General features: G+C 68.8%; 12 protein-coding genes and 1 pseudogene. 9 read left to right on the top strand and 4 right to left on the bottom strand.

The window, feature by feature from the left end:
• Positions 1-128 precede the first annotated feature (128 nt).
• Together H2Q94_RS15280 and H2Q94_RS15275 are read left to right on the top strand one after the other, a co-directional pair.
• Positions 129-2,072 carry an aconitate hydratase gene (locus H2Q94_RS15280; protein ID WP_243787758.1) on the top strand — a complete coding sequence of 648 codons (1,944 nt, stop codon included), beginning with the start codon at positions 129-131 and terminating at the stop codon, positions 2,070-2,072.
• Positions 2,073-2,323: 251 nt separating this feature from the next.
• Positions 2,324-2,812, top strand: coding sequence for an STAS domain-containing protein (locus H2Q94_RS15275; RefSeq protein WP_243787755.1), 489 nt, complete (start codon positions 2,324-2,326; stop codon positions 2,810-2,812).
• A 29-nt stretch (positions 2,813-2,841) separates the two neighbouring features.
• On the opposite strand, the gene H2Q94_RS15270 is transcribed toward H2Q94_RS15275, so the two are convergent.
• The gene (locus tag H2Q94_RS15270) at positions 2,842-3,339 is read right to left on the bottom strand and encodes a GNAT family N-acetyltransferase (protein WP_243787754.1); all 498 of its coding nucleotides are present in this window, start codon (positions 3,337-3,339) and stop codon (positions 2,842-2,844) included.
• A gap of 122 nt (positions 3,340-3,461) precedes the next feature.
• On the opposite strand from H2Q94_RS15270, the gene H2Q94_RS15265 reads away from it, so the two are divergent.
• On the top strand, positions 3,462-4,220 hold the full coding sequence (locus H2Q94_RS15265) for a GntR family transcriptional regulator (protein WP_243787752.1): 759 nt from the start codon (positions 3,462-3,464) through the stop codon (positions 4,218-4,220).
• 41 nt (positions 4,221-4,261) lie between these two features.
• A pseudogene (locus H2Q94_RS15260) lies at positions 4,262-4,764 on the top strand (gamma carbonic anhydrase family protein).
• A 622-nt stretch (positions 4,765-5,386) separates the two neighbouring features.
• Here H2Q94_RS15260 and H2Q94_RS15255 read toward each other — a convergent pair.
• The gene (locus tag H2Q94_RS15255; protein ID WP_243795706.1) at positions 5,387-5,647 is read right to left on the bottom strand and encodes a Prokaryotic metallothionein; all 261 of its coding nucleotides are present in this window, start codon (positions 5,645-5,647) and stop codon (positions 5,387-5,389) included.
• 211 nt (positions 5,648-5,858) lie between these two features.
• Here H2Q94_RS15255 and H2Q94_RS15250 point away from each other — a divergent pair, with 211 nt between their 5' ends.
• Positions 5,859-8,867 carry an alpha-mannosidase gene (locus tag H2Q94_RS15250; protein WP_243787751.1) on the top strand — a complete coding sequence of 1,003 codons (3,009 nt, stop codon included), beginning with the start codon at positions 5,859-5,861 and terminating at the stop codon, positions 8,865-8,867.
• 604 nt (positions 8,868-9,471) lie between these two features.
• Here the strand turns inward: H2Q94_RS15250 and H2Q94_RS30530 are convergent.
• The gene (locus H2Q94_RS30530; RefSeq protein ID WP_258718609.1) at positions 9,472-10,584 is read right to left on the bottom strand and encodes a peptidoglycan recognition protein family protein; all 1,113 of its coding nucleotides are present in this window, start codon (positions 10,582-10,584) and stop codon (positions 9,472-9,474) included.
• Positions 10,585-10,781: 197 nt separating this feature from the next.
• Between H2Q94_RS30530 and H2Q94_RS15235 the strand changes: the two genes are divergently transcribed.
• Positions 10,782-11,597, top strand: coding sequence for an NAD-dependent epimerase/dehydratase family protein (locus tag H2Q94_RS15235; protein WP_243787750.1), 816 nt, complete (start codon positions 10,782-10,784; stop codon positions 11,595-11,597).
• 109 nt (positions 11,598-11,706) lie between these two features.
• The gene (locus tag H2Q94_RS15230; RefSeq protein WP_243787749.1) at positions 11,707-12,018 is read left to right on the top strand and encodes a DUF6221 family protein; all 312 of its coding nucleotides are present in this window, start codon (positions 11,707-11,709) and stop codon (positions 12,016-12,018) included.
• A 165-nt stretch (positions 12,019-12,183) separates the two neighbouring features.
• On the opposite strand, the gene H2Q94_RS15225 is transcribed toward H2Q94_RS15230, so the two are convergent.
• Positions 12,184-12,444, bottom strand: coding sequence for a DUF3040 domain-containing protein (locus H2Q94_RS15225; protein ID WP_243787748.1), 261 nt, complete (start codon positions 12,442-12,444; stop codon positions 12,184-12,186).
• Between the two features lie 1,065 nt (positions 12,445-13,509).
• Between H2Q94_RS15225 and H2Q94_RS15220 the strand changes: the two genes are divergently transcribed.
• Together H2Q94_RS15220 and H2Q94_RS15215 are read left to right on the top strand one after the other, a co-directional pair.
• Entirely contained in the window at positions 13,510-14,169 is a 660-nt protein-coding gene (locus tag H2Q94_RS15220; protein ID WP_243787747.1) for a class I SAM-dependent methyltransferase, read from the top strand.
• Positions 14,170-14,319: 150 nt separating this feature from the next.
• Entirely contained in the window at positions 14,320-15,975 is a 1,656-nt protein-coding gene (locus H2Q94_RS15215) for an alpha-amylase family glycosyl hydrolase (protein ID WP_243787746.1), read from the top strand.
• Positions 15,976-16,057: the final 82 nt, after the last annotated feature.

Genomic DNA, 16,057 nt, shown 5'->3' with positions numbered 1-16,057 from the left:
CTTCGCCCGGCCGGAGCACACCACGTCGGTGGCAGCGCCGGTCCGCTGCGCGCCGGAGATCGTTTCGGTTCCGCGCGAGGCGGGTAGCCCAGCAGAGACCTGGTGATCCTCCACGACAGGGAGGCGCAATGCCGCGGACACTGGCGCGCATCCTCATCGACGACCATCTCGTCGATGGCGACACCACCCCTGGCGCGGAGATCGGATTGCGCGTCGAGCAGACGTTGACCCAGGACGCCACCGGCACCCTGGTCATGCAGGAACTCGAGGCGTTCGGCCTAGACCAGGCCCGCACCGAATGCAGCGTCCAGTACGTCGACCACAACCTGCTGCAGGCCGACGAGAAGAACGCCGAAGACCACACCTACCTGCGCACGGCGTGCCGCCGTTACGGGCTGTGGTACTCCCAACCCGGCAACGGCGTCTCCCACCCCACCCACATGCAACGGTTCGGGGCGCCGGGCAAAACCCTGGCCGGTTCCGACTCCCACACGTGCGCGGCCGGGGCGTTGGGGATGCTCGCGATCGGCGTCGGTGGCCTGGAAGTGGCGCTGGCCATCACCGGGCAGCCACTGCGGCTGCAGATGCCGCAGGTGTGGGGGGTGCGGCTGAGCGGTGCGCCGCCGCCGTGGGTGTCGGCCAAGGACGTGGTGCTGGAGATGCTGCGCCGCCACGGCGTGTCCGGCGGCGTGGGCCGCATCATCGAGTACCACGGGCCGGGCCTGGCGCACCTGTCGGCGATGGACCGCCACGTCATCGCGAACATGGGCGCCGAACTGGGCGCGACGACCACCGTGTTCCCCGCCGACGACGCGGTGCACGACTTCCTGCGCGCCGAGGGCCGCGAAGCCGACTTCATCCCGCTGGCCGCCGAGGACGGCGCCACCTACGACGTCACCGAGGACATCGACCTGTCCGCGCTGGAACCGCTGATCGCACGCCCGTCCTCGCCCGGTGACGTGGTGGCGGTGCGGGAGGTCGCGGGCACCGAGGTCGGGCAGGTCGTGATCGGGTCCTCGGCGAATCCGGGGCTGCGGGACTTCGCGGTGGCCGCGGCGATGGTGCGGGGCCGCCACACGGTGCCGCAGGTCAGCTTCGATGTGAACCCCACCTCCCGGGAGATCCTCACCGACCTCGCCCGCATGGGCGCGATCGGCGACCTGATCACCGCGGGCGCCCGCCTGCACCAGGCGGGCTGCCTGGGCTGCATCGGCATGGGCCAGGCCCCGGCCGTCGGGCAGAACTCGCTGCGCACGTTCCCCCGGAACTTCCCCGGCCGTTCGGGCACTCCGGAGGACTCGGTGTGGCTGTGCTCCCCGGAGACCGCGACGGCCGCCGCGCTCACGGGCCGCATCACCGACCCGCGCGAACTCGCCGACCGGCTCGGCCTGACCCACCAGGTGCGGCTGCCGGAGCAGGCGTCGGTGAACACCTCCATGCTCGTGGCCCCACCACCTCCGCACGAGGCGGCCCAGGTGCGGCCGGTGAAGGGACCGAACATCTCGGCGCTGCCGGAGTTCACCGCGCTGCCCGAGCGCATCGAAGCACCGGTGCTGCTGATCACCGGCGACGACGTGTCCACCGACGAGATCTCCCCGGCGGGAGCCCGGGCGCTGCCGCTGCGCTCGAACATTCCCGAACTGGCCCGGTTCACCTTCACCCGCCTCGACGCCGACTACCCACGGCGCGCCGAGAAAACCGGAGCGCATCTCATCGTCGGCGGCGACAACTACGGGCAGGGCTCGTCCCGGGAGCACGCCGCGATCACACCCCGCTACCTGGGCGTGCAGGTGGTGCTGGCGAAATCGTTCGCCCGGATCCACTGGCAGAACCTGGTCAACTTCGGCATCCTGCCGCTGCGCTTCACCGACCCGGACGATCACGACCGCATCACCACCGGCGACGTGCTGCGCATCGACGAGGTCCGTGACGCCGTCACCGAAGGCGGCGACATCACCGTCCGCAACACCACCCGCGGTGACGAGTACACCGCCTGTCATCACCTGTCCCAGCGACAGGTGCAGGCCGTTCTTGCGGGCGGAATCATCCCCCTGTTCGCCGCCTCCCCATAAGTCTTCACACGATGGTGGCGAGCCTTGTTTCGGTCAGACTAGCGCTCCTACGGTGGGAAAACGCGGTTGAGCACCTGGCCACGACGTCACGGGCCGTCCTCGATCCGCAGCGTCGCGGGAAGCCCCGCAGCACCCGGTGATCACGATCGTGACCCCTCGGGCGCCGGCCTCCCGCCATCGCCGCGGACACCATCGGCGGACGGCACCGGCCGGCCGGGGACCGCGGCACCATCCGATCAGGGGGAGGCAGTGTGATTCTCGCGAACACCGGCAACACCGACCGCACGGCGCAGCACCGGCGCGATCCGGTCGACGCCCCACAGCGCCGCACGATCACACCGCCCCGAGACGCGGGAGAACCGATCACCCCCGCCCACACCCGGTCACTGCGCCTGTCGGTGCAACGACCCGACCCTGGCGTGGTCGTGGTGGGCGTCGGCGGGGAGATCGACCTGTCCTCGGTGTCCCGGCTGGCGGAACTGGTACGCCAGCGCCTCACCGCCGCCACCTTGCGCGCCGTGGTGCTCGACCTCTCCGAAGTGACGTTCTTCGGCTCCGCCGGACTGGAACTGCTGTTGCACGCCCAGCGCCGCGCCGAAGCCCGCCGCACCCCCCTCTACGTCGTGCTCGGCACGGGCGCGGTGCACCGGCTCGTCCGCCTCACCGGCCTCACCGACCGGTTCACCACCCGCGACACCGCCACCGAGGCCGTCGCCGCGATCCGTCACCGCCACTGCTGAACCCCGGACACCGGCGGTGAACCCCGGGGTCAGTGGTCGCGGCGCATCGCGACCCGCTGCTGCGGAAGCCGCTCGGCCTCGTGGGCGAGATGAGCGGCCAGGCCCGGCGTGAGTTCCTCGGCGCCGAGCGTGCGGAATCCCAGCCGCGCGTAGTACGGGGCGTTCCAGGCGACATCGCGAAACGTCGTCAACGTCAACGCCGCACACCCCAGCCCGGCCGCCCGGGCCGCGGCGTCCTCGAGCAGCGCCGCCCCGATACGGCGCCGAGCCCACACCGGATGAACGCACAACTGCACGACGTGCAACGCGTCCTCGAGCGGCTCAGCGGCCAGGAACGCCACCGGCCCAGCCGCACCGGCCGCCACCCACAGCCGCCCGGCCTCCCGGTAGGCGGCCAGCGCCCGCACCGGCATCGGCGGGTCGTCGGCGACGCAGCCCATCCCGATGTCCCGGAACCACACTCCGGCCGCCCGTTCGATCTCGGGCAGCAACGCCACCTCACCGGCCGCAACGTCCCGTATCCGCACGAAGGCGAAGCCTCCCCGGCGGTCACCGGCGGCGGCAACCGAATTCCGGCGCAGGTGTGTCGTTCGTCGAGATGCCCGGAAAACACGCACCGCGAACCGATCCCACGGGGCAAACTGGCCCCGTGACCGGATCAGTGGAAGATCGGCCCGTCGCGCCCCGAGCACCCAGCATCACCGACCCGCCGAGCCTGGTGGAGCTCGCGGCGAGCACCCTGCGCAGCATGATCGTCGGCGGCGAGCTGCGCTGCGGGGAACGCATCATCGAAAACCGCCTGACCCACGAGCTCGGCATCAGCCGCCCACCGCTGCGCGAGGCGCTGCGGGTGCTGGAACGAGAAGGCCTGGTGCGCCAGCTGCCGCGCAAAGGCGTGATCGTCACACCGTTGACCCTGCACGACGTCTACGAGATCGTCACGCTTCGCCGCGAACTGGAACGCCTCGCCGTGCGACTCGGCGTACCCGTGCGCGAACCCGGCAGGCTGCATCGCTGCCGCGCCGCACTGGCCGCGCTGGAAGAGGCGGCCGGTGACGGCAACGCCACCCTGTTCGCACAACGATCCCTGCGGCTGCGACTGGCGGTGGTGGGCCTGGCGGGCAACCGGCGCCTGGAGGACGCGTGCCGCTCACTGGGGCTGCAGCTGATGCTCGCGATGACCCTCAACCACCGCGCCCCGGACCGCGCACTGCTGCACACCGACCTCAGCAGGCAACGGCGCCTGGTGGGGGTGATCGACGGCGGTGATGCGGATACGGTGCTGGCGGAACTGGCCCGCTGCACCGATCCGAGCATGTTCGACGGGATCGAATCGACCGTCGGCGGGCATTCCGAGGAGGCGGTGCAGTGGCTGCGCCGGGAACGCGCGTATCGGGAGGATCAGTGAACGCCCCAGTGAACACCGCAGGTGAGGTCCGCACCGTCGTCATCGACGAGTACCGGCCCCAACTGGCCGAGGGCGCGTGGGCCGCCCGGGCGCCACGCTGATCGGGCGAGTGCGCCTGGAAGCCGACGCGAACGTCTGGTACGGCACGGTGCTGCGCGGCGACACCGAGCACATCACCGTCGGCCGGAGCAGCAACATTCAGGACGGGTGCGTCGTGCACGCCGACCCCGGATTCCCCGCGACGGTCGGGGAGGGCGTGACGGTGGGGCACCGGGCTGTGCTGCACGGCTGCACCGTCGGCGATCACAGCCTGATCGGCATGGGCGCGGTCGTGCTCAACGGCGCGGTGATCGGGGAGGGGTCGCTGATCGCGGCCGGCGCGGTCGTGCTGGAAGGCACCGAGGTGCCGCCGGGGTCGATGGTCGCGGGCACGCCGGGCAAGGTCCGCCGCGAACTGACCGAGGACGAACAGGCCGCGCTGCGGATCTCCGCGCAGACCTATGTCGCCAACGCCGCCCGCCACCGCGAAGCCCTCCACGAGTGATCCCGCCGCGGTGACCCCGCCGTCCGTGATCGCGCGGACTGCTCGGTCGGGGAGTGAAGTCCCCGGACATGCGAAGTGCCGTGGTCCCGCCCCGCTCAAGGGGAGGGACCACGGCACGTTTCAGCAAGCCTGCATGGGTCGCCAGGTCTCACTTGATGTGGCGTTGACCGTGCTCGCCGGTGAGACACCGCAGGGGCGGTGGTGACCCGGTCCGCGACCCGGTATGAGCGCCACGTTCAGCCGTCGTTCCAATGGGCTGACGAACAGAGCTCGATCAGCTCTGACCGCGACGGGCGGCTGAGCTCATGGCCCCCGAGTGGGGGTGTCGCATCATGGTGCGAGCCCGACCCATTTCTCGTGCCATGCCACCCAGCCAACGAACCAGACCTGCCATTTCGGCGTCCCTTCACACGTAGTGGTCCAGCCGCCACCGGCCGTTCACGGGTCGCGGGCCTAGCTGTGCCCCCGGGTGAACGAACGGTGCCATTCCCGTAGTCGTCACTGGTGAGCGCTGTGTTTCACCCATGAGATCACGAACAAATAACGACCGGGTCGAGTGCTGGATTTCGCCGCTGGACGACCGGATGAAACGATTCAACCGACGCGGACCGCCGCCCTGCGATCACCCCGGGTGACTGCCGACGGCATCACGGATCTCCGAGACCATCGACATCCCCGACTCCCGCGCGCAATGCGCACAGCAGAAGAACCGGCCACTGACCTCCACACCGTGGCCCAAGATGCGACAACCACAGTGCTCGCACTGCGGAGCCAGCCGCTGCGCCGCGCACTCGAACGAATCAAAGGTGTGCACGTTGCCGCCGGAGGTGTGGACCTCGAAACTCATCCAATACTCGTTGCCGCACACGTCACAAGTGGCCATGACCGCCTCCGAACTCACCGAAACCTGAATGTCATCGAAGGCCCCAGCATGCGTGGCCACGCATGCCTCGGCAACCGCACCACATCAGCCATGACCTGCACTGATTACCGCACTGCTCAGTTGGGGGCTGCCGGTCACCACGGCGCTGTGCCACGATCGATCGACGCTCTGAGTGGTCTGCACCAACCGGTCGGCTTCGAGGGGAAACAACATGCACGACGATCGCGCCGTAGTGGAAAAACGCCTCGACCGCGTCCTCGCGGAACGACTCCACCCCGCCGTGCACGCCCGAACACACCCCCTGAACATCGCGATGTGGCAGGTACCCGGCGAACCCGTACCCGCCGCCCACGCCCTCCACGCCCAATACAGCCCCATCACCACCGGCCACGAATGGGGACCGCCCTGGGGCACCACCTGGTTCCGCATCACCGGCACCCTCCCGCACGACTGGGACGGACTCCCCGTCGAAGCCGTCGTCGACCTCGGATTCGACCTCGACCGCCCCGGATTCCACTGCGAAGGCCTCGTACACACCCCCGACGGCACCCCGCTCAAAGGCCTCAACCCCCGCAACAGCCACATCCCCGTCCACGCCGAACCCGGACAACACCTCGAGTGGTACATCGAAGCCGCCGCCAACCCCCTCATCCTCGGCGACGACGGCTACCGGCCCACCGCCCTCGGCGACCCACCCCCATGGCTCCACGGACACCCCACCACCGGCACCCCCCTCTACCGGCTCACCCGCGCCGACCTCGCCGTACGCGACCTCGACACGTGGAACCTCGTCCACGACACCGAAGTGCTCACCCAACTGATGCGCGAACTCCCCACCGACTCACCACGACGCCACGACATCCTCCGCGCCCTCGAACGCATGCTCGACCGCCTCGACCTCCACGACATCCACACCACCGCACCCGCCGCCCGCGCCGAACTCACCACCGCACTCGCCGCACCCGCCCACACCAGCGCACACCGGCTGCACGCCGTCGGCCACGCCCACATCGACTCCGCCTGGCTGTGGCCACTGCGCGAAACCATCCGCAAAGTCGCCCGCACCGTCGCCAACGTCACCGCCCTCATGGACGAACACCCCGACTTCCGGTTCGCCATGTCCCAAGCCCAGCAACTGGCCTGGCTCAAACAACACCAACCCGACCTGTTCGACCGCGTCCGCCACCACGTCCGCACCGGCCAATTCATCCCCGTCGGCGGCATGTGGGTCGAATCCGACACCAACATGCCCGGCGCCGAAGCCATGGCCCGCCAATTCCTCCACGGCAAACGCTTCTACCTCGACGAATTCGGCATCGACACCCCAGAAGTGTGGCTACCCGACTCCTTCGGCTACAGCGGCGCACTCCCGCAACTGGTGCGACTGTCCGGATCCCGCTGGTTCCTCACCCAAAAAATCTCCTGGAACCAGACCAACCGATTCCCACACCACACCTTCTGGTGGGAAGGCATCGACGGCACCCGCGTATTCACCCACTTCCCACCCATCGACACCTACAACGCGGAACTCACCGGCACCGAACTAGCCCACGCCTCCCGCAACTTCGCCGAACACGGCCACGCCACCCGCTCCCTGGTGCCCTACGGCTACGGCGACGGCGGCGGCGGACCCACCCGCGACATGCTCGCCCGCGCCCAACGCCTCACCGACCTCGAAGGATCCCCGAGGGTCCAACTCGACTCACCCGCCGAGTTCTTCGCCGCCGCCGAAGCCGACCACCACGACCCCGCAGTGTGGTCAGGAGAGCTCTACCTCGAATTCCACCGCGGCACCTACACCTCCCAAGCCCGCACCAAACAAGGCAACCGCCGCAGCGAACACCTCCTGCGCGAAGCCGAACTCTGGTGCGCCACCGCCACCGTCGCACTCGGCCGCGACTACCCCTACCCACAACTCGACGCACTGTGGAAAACAGTGCTCCTACACCAATTCCACGACATCCTGCCCGGCTCCTCGATCGCCTGGGTCCACCGCGAAGCCGAACAGACCTACCAGCAAGTCGCCGCCGAACTCAACGAACTCATCAACGACGCCCAACGCGCCCTCGCCGGAACCGGCACCGAACCGATCACGTTCAACGCCGCACCCCACGACCGCAACGGCACACCCGCCCTCGGCGCCGGCCCCACCACCGCCACCACCGCCACCACCGCCACCACCGCCACCGAAACCCCCGACGGCACCCTCGTACTCGACAACGGCCAGCTCCGCGCCACCATCGACCAACGCGGACTCCTGACCTCCATCATCGACCTCACCACCGGCCGCGAAGCACTCCCACCCGGCCGAGCCGCCAACCTCCTGCAACTCCACCCCGACCACCCCAACGCCTGGGACGCCTGGGACCTCGACGAGTTCTACCGCCACCAAGGACGCGACCTCACCACCACCGACCACCTCCACCTCGACGGCACCACCGTCGTCGTCCACCGCACCTTCGGCGACTCCACCATCGAACAACGCCTCAACATCCGCGGCCGCACCGTCGAAATCCAAGCCGACATCAACTGGCACGAAACCGAAAAAATCCTCAAAGCCACCTTCCCACTCGACGTCCACGCCGACCGCTCCAGCGCCGAAACCCAATTCGGCCACATCCAGCGCCCCACCCACACCAACACATCCTGGGACGCCGCCAAATTCGAAATCTGCGCACACCGCTGGCTGCACGTCGGCGAACACGGCTACGGCCACGCCCTCGTCAACGACTCCACCTACGGCCACGACGTCACCCGCGACACCCGCAACGACGGCGGCACCACCACAACCGTGCGGCTCTCACTGCTGCGCGCACCCCGATTCCCCGACCCCGACACCGACCACGGCCCGCACCGACTCCGATACGCACTCGTCGTCGGCGCCGACATCGGCGACGCCGTCCGCGAGGGCTACCGAATCAACCTCCCACCACGCGAAACACCCGGATCCGGCCCAGTCGCACCACTGGTGACCATCGACTCCGACGCCGTCATCATCGAATCGGTCAAACTCGCCGAAGACCGATCCGGCGACGTCGTCGTACGCCTCTACGAATCCCGCGGCGGCCGAGCACGAACCACCCCGACCCCCACGTTCCCCACCTCCGCCACCACACGCACCGACCTGCTCGAACGACCACTGGGGGAGACCTGGCACCAACCCCGGCCCCTCGAACTCCGCCCGTTCGAAATCGTCACCCTGCGCTTCACCCGAACCTGAACCAACAACAGCGGCCCCGCACAAAACGAAACCGCGCGCACCCGCCACCAAATTCACCAACGGCCGCCCCACAATTACGAATTCATACGAATGCCACACGGAAAAGACGCGCACCACCACCCGCACCGGTCGAACGGACTAAGCCGAGAACCGCGCCGGGCCTGAACGATTCGTCCAGCACCCGAGGGTTCAACGCACCAAAGCATGGGGAAGCCGCACCCCACGGGGGACGCGACCAGGGCGCAAACACCGTCCACCCCGATGCCACCACCACCCGCACCGGGACCTGCCGCCGACAGCACCCCACCACCAGAAACACGCACTGACCCGCACGAACACCGGACCGGACGACGCAACGCACCGTCCCCCGACCCGGTACCGCCCCAGCCCCCGCGCGGCGCGGCCGAGTGAACACCACCCGCACCACTGATCGTCACCGCGCCAGGGCACACCGAAGTGCGCATGATGACCGGTACGCCGATGCCTCGCCCACACGGCGAGCGAACAACACCGGCGCACCGGTGCCGCCGGTCCCGCACCGGCGACGCGAAAGAAAAAAGGGGATCGTCCGAGCCGCCACATCGGCTCGGACGATCCCCGCCCATCACGCCAACAACCGCAACCACGTCTCGCGGTCGCACACCCCGGTCACCCGCAACCCGTGCGCCGCCTGCAACTCCCGAACAGCCCCCGCCGTCCGAACCCCGAACCGGCCCTGCTCACCCGAATGCACACCCCGAGCGGTCAACAACACCTGCACCGCCCGCACCGCATCGCCACCCGCATCCACACCGAGCACCGGAACCAACCGAGCCCAATCGCCACCACCGAACACCACAGGCTCGACCACCCGAGTGGCAAAGCACGACGCCCCGGCCACCCCCCGAACCCGCCGGAACCCCGCCACCGCATCCTCGGTCGCCGCATCGAACACCCCATTGACCACCACACCCGACCCCTGCGCGCGCAACAACAACTGCAACGCCGAGACCACCGGCCCCGCCGACTCCGGCCGCAGCAACGGCCACACCACCGGCTGCACCACCCGACGCCCCGTCGCCGAACCCACCGCCTCCCGCAGATCCGGCAACCGCGCGTACAGCACATCACCCGGGCACGCCGTCGACATGAAATCACGATGCCCGTAGATCGCCCCGGCCTTGATGCCGTACTGGGAGATCATGTAGGAGCACAGCTCCACCAACGACTCCCACAACGCATCCGGCACCGACGCATCGGTGTAAGTGCCCTCGTTCTCAATACCGAGCGCCACATCGTTCTGCTCACCCGCGTGCGCCCCCAGCACATGCTGCGAGCCGCCCTGCAAAGCGGCCAGACTCTTATGTCTGCCCTCGGTGAGATGCCCACCTCTGCTATTGGTGAAGTTCTGCCCCGTGTCGATCCAGCCATTGGAGTCCATGTGGAAGTCCTGGATCTGCCGCGACAACGCGAACGCGTGCGACTGAGACGTATCAGAACTGTTCGGCGTCGCCGTGTGATGCACAATGATCTTGCTCGGCTTCGAATCGAGAACGTCGATGCTCCCGCTGGCCGACCGGGCATCCCACGCCCCAGTGCCCGAGATCGACGGCGCGGCGAACCCCCGCGCGGAACGCGAACCCGCAGCGACCGCAGGTGCCCCCAGCGCCCCAGCGGCGGTCACGGCGAGCCCCGCGCCCAACAACACGCGGCGAGCCAGTTCAGGATGACGCGACATGAATTCCTCCCAGTGCGGTTCGTGATCGTGCTGGTGAACCTAAGAACCGCAGCGTGCCTCCCAGCACCCCCAGGACGTGAATTCCTGGCGAAAACCCGCCACCACCCGTTGCCCACCCACCGTGATGTTGCGGGGTGATCTTCACACCCACCGATCGGTACCGTCGGACGACCAACCCGGACCCACGGAGGTAACCCGTGCTCGTGGCAGTCACCGGCGCCCAAGGCGTCGTGGGACGCGCGGTCATCACAGCCCTCACCCGCGCAGGGCACAGCACCCGCCCCATCGACCGCACCGCCACGACCGACCCCGACACCATCACCGCAGACGCCTGCGACTACCCACGCCTACGCGACGCCCTTGACGGAACCGACGCGCTCATCCACCTCGCAGGCATCCCCAACCCGCACGCAGCCGACCCGCCCACCGTGCACAACACCAACGTCACCGCCGGCTACAACGCCCTGCACGCCGCCGTCGAATGCGGCATCACCACCGTCGCACTCGCCTCCAGCATCAACGCCATCGGCGGAGCCTTCAGCCGCCGCGCCCACTACGAACGTTTCCCCGTCGACGAACAACACCCCACCTACAACGAAGACCCCTACAGCCTCTCCAAGTGGATCGCCGAAGCCCAAGCCGACAGCATCGCCCGCCGCCACCCCCACATGACCATCAGCAGCCTGCGCATCCACGGCGTCACCGAAACCCGCGACACCGCCCGCACCCAACTCGGCCCCACCGACTCCGACATGGCCATCAACCACCTCTGGGGATACGTCCGCGCCGACGCCGTCGGCCGCGCCTTCGAAGCCGCACTGCACGCCACCTGGCAAGGCCACGAAACGATCAACGTCGTCGCCCCCGACACCATCAGCGACCAGCCCTCCCTCGAACTCGCCCGCCGGTACTGGCCCCACGTCGAACTCCGCGGCGACCTCACCGGCCACCGCGGCTTCTACGACTGCGGCAAAGCCCAACGGCTACTCGGATGGACGCACACCGGAGCATGACCGCCCCACCCCGCGTCACACCCCGCTACTCACCGCGTCCCCACCGAAGCGGGCCGAACTCCGGCCCCGCACGGCGGGCCGAGCCCCGCAGCAGCGGTGGGGGACAGTGATGAACCGGTTCGCAGAGTTCCTGCGGCGCCAGATCGACATCGATCTCGAACTGCTGCGCTGGGCACGCGAGGACATGGAAGCCGGCACCACCAACACCGGCTGCCTCGGCGACGTGTTCCGCGGATTCCGCGAGTGCGAACTCAAAACGCGCCTGCTGCGCCTGCACCAGAACTGCGGAACCGGCAACGGCCCCTGCGACACCCTCGGCCAGACCTACCCACCGGAGGACGAACGCGGCTGCACCACCCGCGCCGTCCTCGGTCTGCCCTACTCGGACCGGCCCGGTTACCGAGCGCGCTGGCGCCCCTGAAGGACTCAACCCGGACACCGGCTCCGTCGAGCCGCTGCGGCGCTGAGCGCTCACCGCACTGCCCGCGCTCAGAACCAGTGCAGGCCGTGCGCTGACCGCACCTCCTGCACTGGTTCCAAGCGCGCAGCCGGTGGGGAAGGGGTCACCCCCGGGGCAACGCGCGGTTCACGCCGTCAGCAATCGCCAATCGCGGCCCGCCAGCAGCAGCGTCGCCAGGACACCGGTCAACAAGAACCCGGCGACCTCACCCAGCACCATGCACAGCAGCGCGATCGCCACGGCCACAGCACCCAGCACCACTCGCACCTTCGGCCGGGACCTCCCAGGCAGCTCCGCCTCCCGGAAACGGTGGGCGAAATCAGGGTCCTGCGTGCTCAGGCCCTTCTCGATCTCCGCGATTCGGCGGCGTTCGTGCCTGGGCAGCATCCCTCGACCTCCCTGCAATGGACCTGTGCCCTGGGACTACCCGCACCCGCGAGATCCCTACACCCGCGCCTATCGAACGAGCAACGCCCGCTTCTCGCGCCGTCCGCAGGGGACAGGGGCGCGGCCCTGCCCGGCAACCGCCGCCTGCGGACGAGGGGAGTGGAGGGGCGATCAGGGCGAAGCCGCGGCGGGGAGCACCGGCTTGGAGGGAGCCGCTCGGGGAGTGGCACGGTGTCGGAGGACCGACCATGGCGCGCGGGTCGGGGAGCGAGTGCGGACAGCCCGATCTCAAAGTTGATCAGCCTGATTTGGTGGATAACGTTGATTATCCACCAAATGGAGAGGGAGTGGGGGCGGCCGTGATTCGGGGGACTGTTCCGGGTCCGGCCGTGACCGTGGTCGCCGGTCGGCGTCGTTCGGCCGCTCACCGCGATGTCGACGTCAGTGCCGCCGCGGATCGCGCGTGCACCAACGAGATGGCTCGCCGTCCCGGCGCCTGAGTCGTTCTAGATCCACATTGACTCGCGGATCTTGATCAACACCAGGACGTATCTTGTTCCCTGAAGGTTCGAGACATCGCCCAAGCCACCTAGAAACGTCACAGTGACGAAATTACGTAAGTGGAGTGGGACGGCAAGGTCAGGTGGGGTATTCGCGAGAACCAGGCCGAGCCTGGACTCGACCACATCGAGCGCCGGTCGTCGGCCGCCGCCGGATGCATCCGGCTCACCCGGCCGCGCTGCGTCGGCGCGCTTGCCGCGACGACGACCCATCGGACACTCAGGCGTCGACTGGCGCGCACGCCTGCCGACGCGCGCCCGGGCCGCGCTGCTGCGGGCCGTTGAACGACCTTGCCGCCAGCGTGTTGACCGCCGGAAATCAGCCCCTCTCGACTCGATAATCCTAGGTAGCTCGAGTGCCGATAATCTACATTATGTCAAGTAAAGGATCGGAGTCCCGCTCCCCGCCAGGCAGCGGCCGCGACCGGAGTGAAATGCGTGCTTCCGAAAGACGGCGTGCGAACTCTGTTGCCGCGACGCGTCGGCTCCCGCGAAGATCACGATCGTGACGGCTGACGATGCAAGCGAACTCGATCAACTCCTCGACGAACAGATCGCGCACTACCGCGCCATCGCGCCGGAGTACGAAGATCACGTCATCCCGTTCGCCGGTGCGGATGAGCTCGTCACCGCGTTGGACGCGTTCGGGCCGGGTGGAACCGTGCTGGAGCTCGCCTGCGGTCAAGGCATGTGGACCGGGCGGCTGCTGCGGCACGCCGACGAGGTCACCGCCGTGGACGCGTCCCCGGAGATGCTGGCGATCGCCTCAGATCGGATCGGCCGGGACGATCGGGTGCGGTTCGTGCGCGGCGACCTCTTCTCCTGGGAGCCGGACGACCGGTACGACGTCGTCTTCTTCGGCTTCTGGCTGTCGCACGTGCCGCTCGAGCGGTTCGGCTCGTTCTGGGCCTTGGTGGCGAACTGCCTGAAACCCGGAGGGCGTGTGTTCTTCGTCGACGACGCCCACCGCTCTCCCGGCGAACTCGTCGAGGGCGAGTCGTCCACGACGATCCGGCGGCAGCTCAACGACGGGCGTGCACACCGCATCGTGAAGGTTCCGCATCGGCCTGCTGATCTCGAACGGCGATTGGCCGCGCTCGGATGGGCAGTGCACGTGACGTCGAGGTCGGGGCCGTTCTTCTGGGGTTCGGGGAGCCTCGTCTGACCGGCGGGGAGTTGATGCGCCGCTCCCCTGCCGAACTTGGTCCGCGCGGCCGATCTACGGCGCGGACTTCGTCGCGCGTATTCCGCTCCGGCGGCGGAGTGCGTACATTGATCGCACTTTGCATACGTAGTCAACAGTGGGAGTGGATCAATGGTGGTGTCCAGGCGATCGTTCATGCTCGGGACGGGTGCGGCTCTCACAGGTGTGGCGTTCGCGCCCTCCGTGCTGGCCGGCTCGGGAGCGTCCGCGGCCGGGAGCACGCCCTCGTGGCTGGCCGACACGGTCCTGTACCAGCTGTATCCGCAGAGCTTCGCCGACACCGACGGCAACGGCGTCGGCGACCTGCGCGGCATCATCGAGCACCTGGACCACCTGCAGTGGCTCGGGGTCGGTGCGATCTGGGTGAACCCGGTGTTCCCGTCGCCGCTGACCGACGCCGGGTACGACATCGCCGACTACACGGGCGTGCACCCGCGTTACGGCGACGAGCAGGACGTGGCCGAGCTGGTGGAGCAGGCGGGTCGGCGCGGCCTGCGGGTGCTGTTCGACCTCGTGGCGGGTCACACCTCCGACCAGCACCCGTGGTTCCTGAACTCGTTGCGGGACGACAACGACCACAACTACATCTGGGCCACGCCGGAGCAGCTGCCCGAGGACGGTTCGCTGCCGGAGGAGTTCGTGGTCTCCCCCGGCCCGCGTCCCGGCGCGTTCCGCAAGAACTACTACGACACCCAGCCTGCGATCAACTACGGCTACGCGCGGATGGATCCGGCGGAGCCGTGGCGTCAGGGCGTCGACGAGGAAGGGCCGCGGCGCAACCGCGAGGCGATCTTCCAGGTGATGGATCACTGGTTGCGGCTGGGCATCGCGGGGTTCCGGTGCGATCTCGCCGCCACGCTCGTCAAGGACGATCCGGGTTGGGTCGAGACGAGCCGGTTGTGGGGGGAGCTTCGGGAGCGGGTCGCGCGGAGTCATCCCGATGCGGTGCTGATCTCGGAGTGGGGCGATCCGGAGACGTCGGTGCCTGCCGGGTTCGACGCGGACTTCTACTTGCCGGTCAACGGTCCCGGAGACGGGGCGCCGTGGAAGTCGTTGTGGCACGAGAACCCGTACTTCGGCGCGGAGGGCACCGGGACCGCGAAGATCTTCGTCGATGCCTGGACGACGGCGACGGAGAACATCGGGCGCGCTCGCATCATGTTGCCGACGGCGAATCATGACAGTGCGAACCGGCTCAACGACGGTGTGCGCAGTCCGGAGGAGCTGCCCGTTGCGTTCGCGTTCCTGCTGACCTGGCCGGTGGTGCCCGCGCTGTACTACGGCGAGGAGATCGGTATGCGCATGATCGAGGGTTTGCCGGAGGTGGAGGGCAGCGCGGGGCGTCAGCGCAACCGCACGCCGATGCAGTGGGACGACGGCCCGAACGCGGGGTTCTCCTCGGCGCCCGCCGATGATCTCTACATCCCGATCGATCCGGATCCGGGCCGGCCGAACGTGGCGGCGCAGCGGGCCGATCCGGGTTCGTTGCTGCACTTCGTGCGGCGGTTGCTGGCGCTGCGCAAGCAGCATCCGGAGCTCGGTACGCGGGCGGACGTGCGGGTGTTCTCCGACGGCTATCCGCTGACCTACCTGCGCGGTGATCGTTTCCTGGTCACGGTCAATCCGCGGCGTGCGGAGGCGACGATCAGCGTGCCCGATGGCCGGGTGGCGGGTGCGGTGCCGGTCGAGGACAGCGGTGTCCGGGTGGAGGGCGAGGTGTTGACGGTGCCGGGCTTCGGTTACGCGATTCTCGATTTGGCGGGCTGACGGCGGCGGGGCTTCGCGGCTCCGATCGCAGTTGGACTTCGCCGCCCTGGTGCGCCGCAGCGATGAGTTCGTGCGGACACCG

It is taken from the genome of Saccharopolyspora gloriosae, from assembly GCF_022828475.1.
Classification (GTDB): domain Bacteria; phylum Actinomycetota; class Actinomycetes; order Mycobacteriales; family Pseudonocardiaceae; genus Saccharopolyspora_C; species Saccharopolyspora_C gloriosae_A.
Note: the sequence above shows the minus strand (reverse complement) of the source record. Positions and strands in the feature narration are given on the sequence as shown.

Bases quoted from the DNA above. Each gene is read 5' to 3' on its own strand.
- H2Q94_RS15280 (WP_243787758.1), top strand. From the start codon at position 129: ATGCCGCGGACACTGGCGCGCATCCTCATCGACGACCATCTCGTCGAT.
- H2Q94_RS15255 (WP_243795706.1), bottom strand. From the start codon at position 5,647: ATGGCCACTTGTGACGTGTGCGGCAACGAGTATTGGATGAGTTTCGAG.
- H2Q94_RS15250 (WP_243787751.1), top strand. From the start codon at position 5,859: ATGCACGACGATCGCGCCGTAGTGGAAAAACGCCTCGACCGCGTCCTC.
- H2Q94_RS30530 (WP_258718609.1), bottom strand. From the start codon at position 10,584: ATGTCGCGTCATCCTGAACTGGCTCGCCGCGTGTTGTTGGGCGCGGGG.
- H2Q94_RS15230 (WP_243787749.1), top strand. From the start codon at position 11,707: ATGAACCGGTTCGCAGAGTTCCTGCGGCGCCAGATCGACATCGATCTC.
- H2Q94_RS15225 (WP_243787748.1), bottom strand. From the start codon at position 12,444: ATGCTGCCCAGGCACGAACGCCGCCGAATCGCGGAGATCGAGAAGGGC.
- H2Q94_RS15215 (WP_243787746.1), top strand. From the start codon at position 14,320: ATGGTGGTGTCCAGGCGATCGTTCATGCTCGGGACGGGTGCGGCTCTC.